The organism is Roseateles sp. (genome assembly GCF_031397715.1).
In the GTDB taxonomy this organism is placed as follows: Bacteria; Pseudomonadota; Gammaproteobacteria; order Burkholderiales; family Burkholderiaceae_C; genus Paucibacter_A.
The window spans coordinates 1-5,640 of record NZ_JANNMI010000437.1; the positions used below are offsets into that span (position 1 = coordinate 1).

The window sequence follows — 5,640 nt, forward strand, 5'->3', positions numbered from 1 at the left end:
CCTTCTTATTCTTTGCGTCCTCTGCGTCCCTCCGCGAACTCTGCGTCCAAAATTACTTTGAGAATGCCATGACACCCATAGAAATCACCCCCGGCCAGATCACGCTGGACCAATTGCGCCAAATCCGTAACGGCGATATCCAGCTGAGCCTGCACGCCAGCAGCAGCGAGATCATCCGCCGCGCCGCCGCCGTGGTGCAAAAGGCCGCCGCCGGCGACGCGCCCGTCTACGGCGTCAACACCGGCTTTGGCAAACTGGCCTCCACCCGCATCAGCAAGGAAGACCTGGCCACGCTGCAGTTCAACCTGATCCGCTCGCATTGCGTCGGCGTCGGCTTAGCCCTGCAGCCCAGCGTTGTGCGCATGATGCTGGCGACCAAGGCCGCTTCGCTCGCGCGCGGCCATTCGGGTGTGCGCGAAGACGTGGTGCACAGCCTGCTGGCGGTCTTCAATGCCGGGCTGATCCCCTATGTGCCGGCACAAGGTTCGGTCGGCGCCTCGGGCGACTTGGCGCCGCTCGCCCATATGACGCTGGCGCTGCTGGGCGAGGGAGAAATGTTGGTGGACGGCCAACGCAAACCTGCCCTGCCCGAGCTACAAAAGCACGGCATTGCACCGCTGGTGTTGCAAGCCAAGGAAGGCCTGGCCTTGATCAACGGCACGCAGACCAGCACGGCGCTGGCCTTGGAGGGTTTGCTGCGCTTTGAGCTCGTGTTTGCGGCGGCCATCGTCAGCGGCGCACTGAGCCTGGACGCTGCACGCGGCAGCGACGGCCCGTTCGACGCTCGCATCCACGCGGTGCGCGGCCAGCCCGGCCAGATCGAAACGGCAGCCGCCTACCGCGAGCTGCTCGCCGGCAGCGCCATCCGCGCCTCGCACCAAGAGGGCGACGAGCGCGTGCAAGACCCGTACTGCCTGCGCTGCCAGCCGCAGGTGATGGGCGCGTGCCTGGACCAAAGCCGTTATGTGCGTGACGTTTTGCTGCGCGAAGCGAACGCAGTCACCGACAACCCGCTTGTTTTTGCCAACGAAGACGGGTCGAGCGCCATGGTCAGCGGCGGCAATTTCCACGCCGAGCCGGTGGCCTTGGCGGCCGATGCGCTGGCCTGCGCGATTGCCGAGGTCGGCGCGATTGCCGAGCGCCGCATCGCGATGCTGATCGACACCAGCGTGTCGCGCCTGCCGGCCTTCTTGACGTCAGAAGCGGGCTTGAACTCCGGCTTCATGATCGCGCATGTGACCGCCGCAGCCTTGGCCAGCGAGAACAAATCGCTCGCTCACCCGGCCAGCGTTGACAGCCTGCCGACCAGCGCCAACCAGGAAGACCATGTCTCGATGGCCACCTTCGGCGCGCGCCGTCTGGGGCCAATGCTGGACAACACCGCCCACATCATCGGCATTGAGCTGTTGGCCGCCGCGCAGGGCTTTGAGTTTCTGCGTCCGCTGCAAAGCTCGGCCGCACTTGAGCAGGTGCACGCGCTGGTCCGCCAAACCTGCCCGGCTATGCCGACCGACCATTACCTGGCGCCGGACATTGCACATGCGTTTGAATTGGTCGCTAGCGGCGCGCTGACGGCGTTGGTGCAGGACGTTGGCGGCCTGGTGGTGCTCGCCTAAGTCTGCACCGCAAACACCTGCACCGGCTCGGCCTTGCCCTTGAACAGCACCGGCCCGAGCGGCTCGGTGGCCACCTCGTCGCCCAAGGCGTCTTGGGTGGCGGCGTCGATCAAAATCGCGCGCTGCGCCGCCTTGGTATGCGCCTCCAGGCGGGCCGCCAAGTTGACGGTGTCGCCGATGCAGGTGTAGGTCGCTCGCGCATCGGTACCGGTGTAGCCGGCAATCATCTCGCCGGTGGCAATGCCAACGCCGATCTTCAAGGGAGCCCGGCCCGCGGCCACTTGCTCGGCGCTGAATTGCTCCATCATCGCAATCATCTCCAGCCCCGCCGCCACCGCACAAGCCGCATGCTCGGGCAAAGGCTGAGGCGCACCAAAGATCGCCATCAGCCCATCCCCAATCATCTGATTGACCACCCCGCCCAGCCCGCTGATGGCATCGAACATCAGGGTGTAATAAGTGTTCAGCAGTTCGATCACCTCCTCGGGCGTTTGCTGCTCCACCATGCCGGTGAAGCCGCGGATATCGCAGAACATCACCGTCGCCCGCACGCGCCGCCCGCCCAAGGCAAAGCCCGAACTCGCCAGGTCTTGCGCCACCTCCAAGGTGGCAAAGCGGCTGACCATATCGCGCTGCAGGTCGCGCAGGCGCTTCTTCTCCAGGCTGGCATTGATACGCGCCTTCAGCAACACCGGGTTGACCGGCTTGCTCAAGTAGTCTTCGGCGCCCAACTCGATGCAGCGCACCACGCTCTCCAGCCCCTCCAGCGACGAGGTCACGATCACGGGCACGCCAAGCAAGGCGGGGTCGCCGTGCAATTGCGCCAGCACTTCGAAGCCATCCATCTCAGGCATTTCGATGTCCAGCAGTAACAGGTCATAGCTCTTTTGGCGCAGCATCTGCAAAGCCATCAGTCCGTTTTCAGCGTTAGCGACCTGATGCCCCAGTTGGCTGACATGGCGCGTCAAAAGCAGGCGATTGACCCGGTTGTCATCGACCAGCAGGATCTGACCGGGCCGCTGGTCTTCAGGTCGCATGGCGTAGCTCCTTCAAGGCCTGCGCGGCTAGTCTGTACTCACCTTCCAGACGCTGCAGCAAGACCTGACCCTGCGCACCCAAGTCGCTCATCTTGCAAAGCTCCAAGTCGCGTGCCAGGGCACTGAACGCGAGCGCGCCGAAAGTATTGCCATTCGACTTGAGCGTGTGCGCGCTGCGCCGAAAGCCCGCCTCATCGCCCCGCCCCAAGGCATCGCGCAAGGCCTGCAACTGCTGCGGCGCATCGTCAATGAAGGTCTCGATCAACTCGACGACGAAATCGGCTCCGGCCGCGTCTTGCAGCTCGGTGAAGGTGCTCATATCGATGCTGCTGCGATTGCTATTCATCGTTGTTTCCCCCTGGTATCCGATTCATTCATCCATTGCCGCCCGCCGGGCAAGCCAGCAGCGCGTCGACCAAGGCTTCCAGCCGGATCGGCTTGGTCACGTAGTCGTCCATGCCGGCCTGAAGACATAACTCTTTATCGCCTTGCATGGCGTTGGCGGTCATGGCGACGATGCGCGGGCGGTTTTCGGGCCAACGCCGGTTGATCTCCCGACTGGCCTCCATCCCATCCATCTCGGGCATCTGCACATCCATCAACACCACGTCATAGGGCTGCCGCTCGATCCGGTCGATCGCTTCTAGTCCATTGCTGGCGATATCGGCAAGGTAGCCCATCTGCCCGAGCAACCTCAGCGCGAGGTTCTGATGGACCAGATTGTCTTCGGCCAAGAGGATGCGCAGCGGGTGGCGTTGGGCCAGCTGCATATCGATGCTTGGCTTGGCGGCCAGTGTGGCAGGTGCGGCCAGCGCCTCGGCGTGGATGTGAAAGCGGAACAGGCTGCCCTGTCCGGCGCCGGCACTCTCGGCGCTGATGCCGCCGCCCATGGCTTCGGCCAGGCGCCGGCTGATGACCAGCCCGAGGCCGGTGCCGCCGGATTTGCGCGCGGTTGAGCTATCGGCCTGGCTGAAGCTTTGGAATAGCCTGGCCATGCTTTCTGGGCTCAGGCCGATACCGCTGTCTTGAATGCTGAAATGCAAAACGCCCGGCGTGCCTGGCCACGCTGTCAGCGTCACCTCACCTTGTTCGGTGAACTTCAGCGCATTGCTCAGCAGGTTCAAGAGGATTTGGCGCAGCCGCACCGTGTCGCCACGGATGTAGCGAGGCAGGTCGTCGGCGAGATTCACCACCAAGCGCAAATGCTTTTGCGCCGCCCGGTGGCGCGTCAATTCAAGCGCCGACTGCACGCAGGCGCGCAAATCGAAGGGCTGCAACTCGATATCGAGCTTGCCGGCTTCGATCTTGGAGAAGTCCAGGATGTCATTGATGATGGTCAGCAGCGACTCGGCCGAGTCGCGGATGGTGCCGGCAAAGTCGCGTTGCTCCTCATTCAAGGGGGTCGCGAGCAGCAGCCCGCTCATGCCGACAACGCCATTCATCGGCGTACGGATTTCGTGGCTCATGGTGGCCAGAAAGGCACTCTTGGCTTGATTGGCGGCCTCGGCGGCGGCGCGCGCCCGCTGGGCCTCGTCAACCAGGCGCTTGTTCTCGAAGCGCATCAAAATGGAATCAATCAGCGCTCGGTTGTAGCTGACGCCACACACCAAAACGGTGGTTAAAACCGCCAGGACCGCGCCAATGTATATCCATGGCATCGCACCGCCGGCCCACGCAGCGGACAGCACAAAGGGCAGCGCCAAGGTCGCAGCCAAAACAAGCATGCTGGGCAGGTAGATGGCCGTAGCCATGGTCACCGCCAATAGATTGAGCAGGAGCGCCGAGGTCAGCAGCATCAGTCGCTCGGTGTCGGTCGCAAAAAAGAGCTGCGCCGAGACGCCCCACAAACTGCCATAGCAGGCGTCAAAAGCAAGCTGCAGCTTGAGCGCACTTGGCAAACGACCTGCGCGCATCCAGGCCTGCTGGAGCGGCGCGATGACGACGAAGTAGGCGCCCGTCAGCAGCAGACTTGCCGCCGCCCAGAGCCACACACCGACGCCGGCGCCGTTCATGCGCAGCGCCTCAGCGAAGATCAGCACCCCGACCAAGGACACCCACAGCCCGGTTCGCGTATTGCCGGCGATGATTTGCAGCTGCGTCAGCCACAGGGCCTCACGGCTGCTCTGATCCAACTCACTCAGCGCGGCCCGCCGACTGGCGCCTGCCTGCGGACCCGGGTCGCTGCCGTTTGAATGGGGCGTCAGCATCTCAACGCTCTTTCGCCAGCAGCAGTGCCTGCACCAAGGCCTCAACCCGGATCGGCTTTGTCACGTAGTCATCCATGCCGGCCGCGATACATAACTCCCGGTCACCTTGCATGGCGTTGGCGGTCATGGCGACGATACGAGGCCGGCTCGCCGGCCAGCGGCGATTAATTTCCCGGCTCGCCTCCAGCCCGTCCATCTCCGGCATCTGCACGTCCATCAGCACCAGGTCATAGGATTGGCGCTCGAGACTCTCGACGGCCTCGATACCATTCGACGCGACGTCGGCGCGGTAGCCCATCTGGCTCAGCAAGCGCAGGGCCAGCTTCTGGTTGACCGCATTGTCTTCGGCCAGCAGGATGCGCAATGGCTGGCGCGCGGCCAGGTCGAGATCGAATCTGGGCTTGTTTTCCGCTGGCAGAGGCGGCTCGGCGAGCAGGCTAAGAACCCTCATCAAGGTGTCGAACAACTGGCTTTGGCGCAGGGGCTTGTGCAGATAGGCGGCGAACAAGCCTTCGATTTCACCCACTTCCTGGCGACCCAGCGAGGTGAGCAGAATCAGCGGCAAATTCGGCCTGATCGCGCGAATCTGCTGGGCCAACTCAAGCCCGTCCATCGCCGGCATTTGCATGTCCAGGATCGCAAGATCGAACTTCTCTTCATCGCTGCGCAGCCATGCAAGCGCTTGCGCCGGCGAGGCGCAGTCCTTGGGCACCATGCCCCATTTGGCGGTCTGCAGCGCCAGCAGGCGGCGGTTGGTGGCGCTGTCGTCCACCACCAGCA

The 5,640-nt window shown here is 63.6% G+C and carries 5 protein-coding genes; 1 reads left to right on the forward strand and 4 read right to left on the reverse strand.

The window, feature by feature from the left end:
- Positions 1-68: 68 nt before the first annotated feature.
- On the forward strand, positions 69-1,616 hold the full coding sequence (gene hutH, locus RMO57_RS19230) for a histidine ammonia-lyase (protein ID WP_310389412.1): 1,548 nt from the start codon (positions 69-71) through the stop codon (positions 1,614-1,616).
- On the opposite strand, the gene RMO57_RS19235 is transcribed toward hutH, so the two are convergent.
- From RMO57_RS19235 to RMO57_RS19250, 4 genes are all read right to left on the reverse strand, one after another.
- Positions 1,613-2,653 carry an adenylate/guanylate cyclase domain-containing protein gene (locus RMO57_RS19235; protein WP_310389413.1) on the reverse strand — a complete coding sequence of 347 codons (1,041 nt, stop codon included), beginning with the start codon at positions 2,651-2,653 and terminating at the stop codon, positions 1,613-1,615. The two genes, hutH and RMO57_RS19235, sit on opposite strands and share 4 nt — an antisense overlap.
- The gene (locus RMO57_RS19240; RefSeq protein WP_310389414.1) at positions 2,643-2,999 is read right to left on the reverse strand and encodes an Hpt domain-containing protein; all 357 of its coding nucleotides are present in this window, start codon (positions 2,997-2,999) and stop codon (positions 2,643-2,645) included. The genes RMO57_RS19235 and RMO57_RS19240 overlap by 11 nt, the downstream gene beginning before the upstream one ends.
- Before the next feature lie 28 nt (positions 3,000-3,027).
- The gene (locus RMO57_RS19245) at positions 3,028-4,860 is read right to left on the reverse strand and encodes an ATP-binding protein (protein WP_310389416.1); all 1,833 of its coding nucleotides are present in this window, start codon (positions 4,858-4,860) and stop codon (positions 3,028-3,030) included.
- A gap of 1 nt (position 4,861) precedes the next feature.
- The coding region (locus tag RMO57_RS19250; RefSeq protein WP_310389418.1) for a response regulator at positions 4,862-5,640 on the reverse strand (779 nt) is incomplete at its 5' end.

Bases quoted from the DNA above. Each gene is read 5' to 3' on its own strand.
- hutH (WP_310389412.1), top strand. From the start codon at position 69: ATGACACCCATAGAAATCACCCCCGGCCAGATCACGCTGGACCAATTG.
- RMO57_RS19235 (WP_310389413.1), bottom strand. From the start codon at position 2,653: ATGCGACCTGAAGACCAGCGGCCCGGTCAGATCCTGCTGGTCGATGAC.
- RMO57_RS19240 (WP_310389414.1), bottom strand. From the start codon at position 2,999: ATGAATAGCAATCGCAGCAGCATCGATATGAGCACCTTCACCGAGCTG.
- RMO57_RS19245 (WP_310389416.1), bottom strand. From the start codon at position 4,860: ATGCTGACGCCCCATTCAAACGGCAGCGACCCGGGTCCGCAGGCAGGC.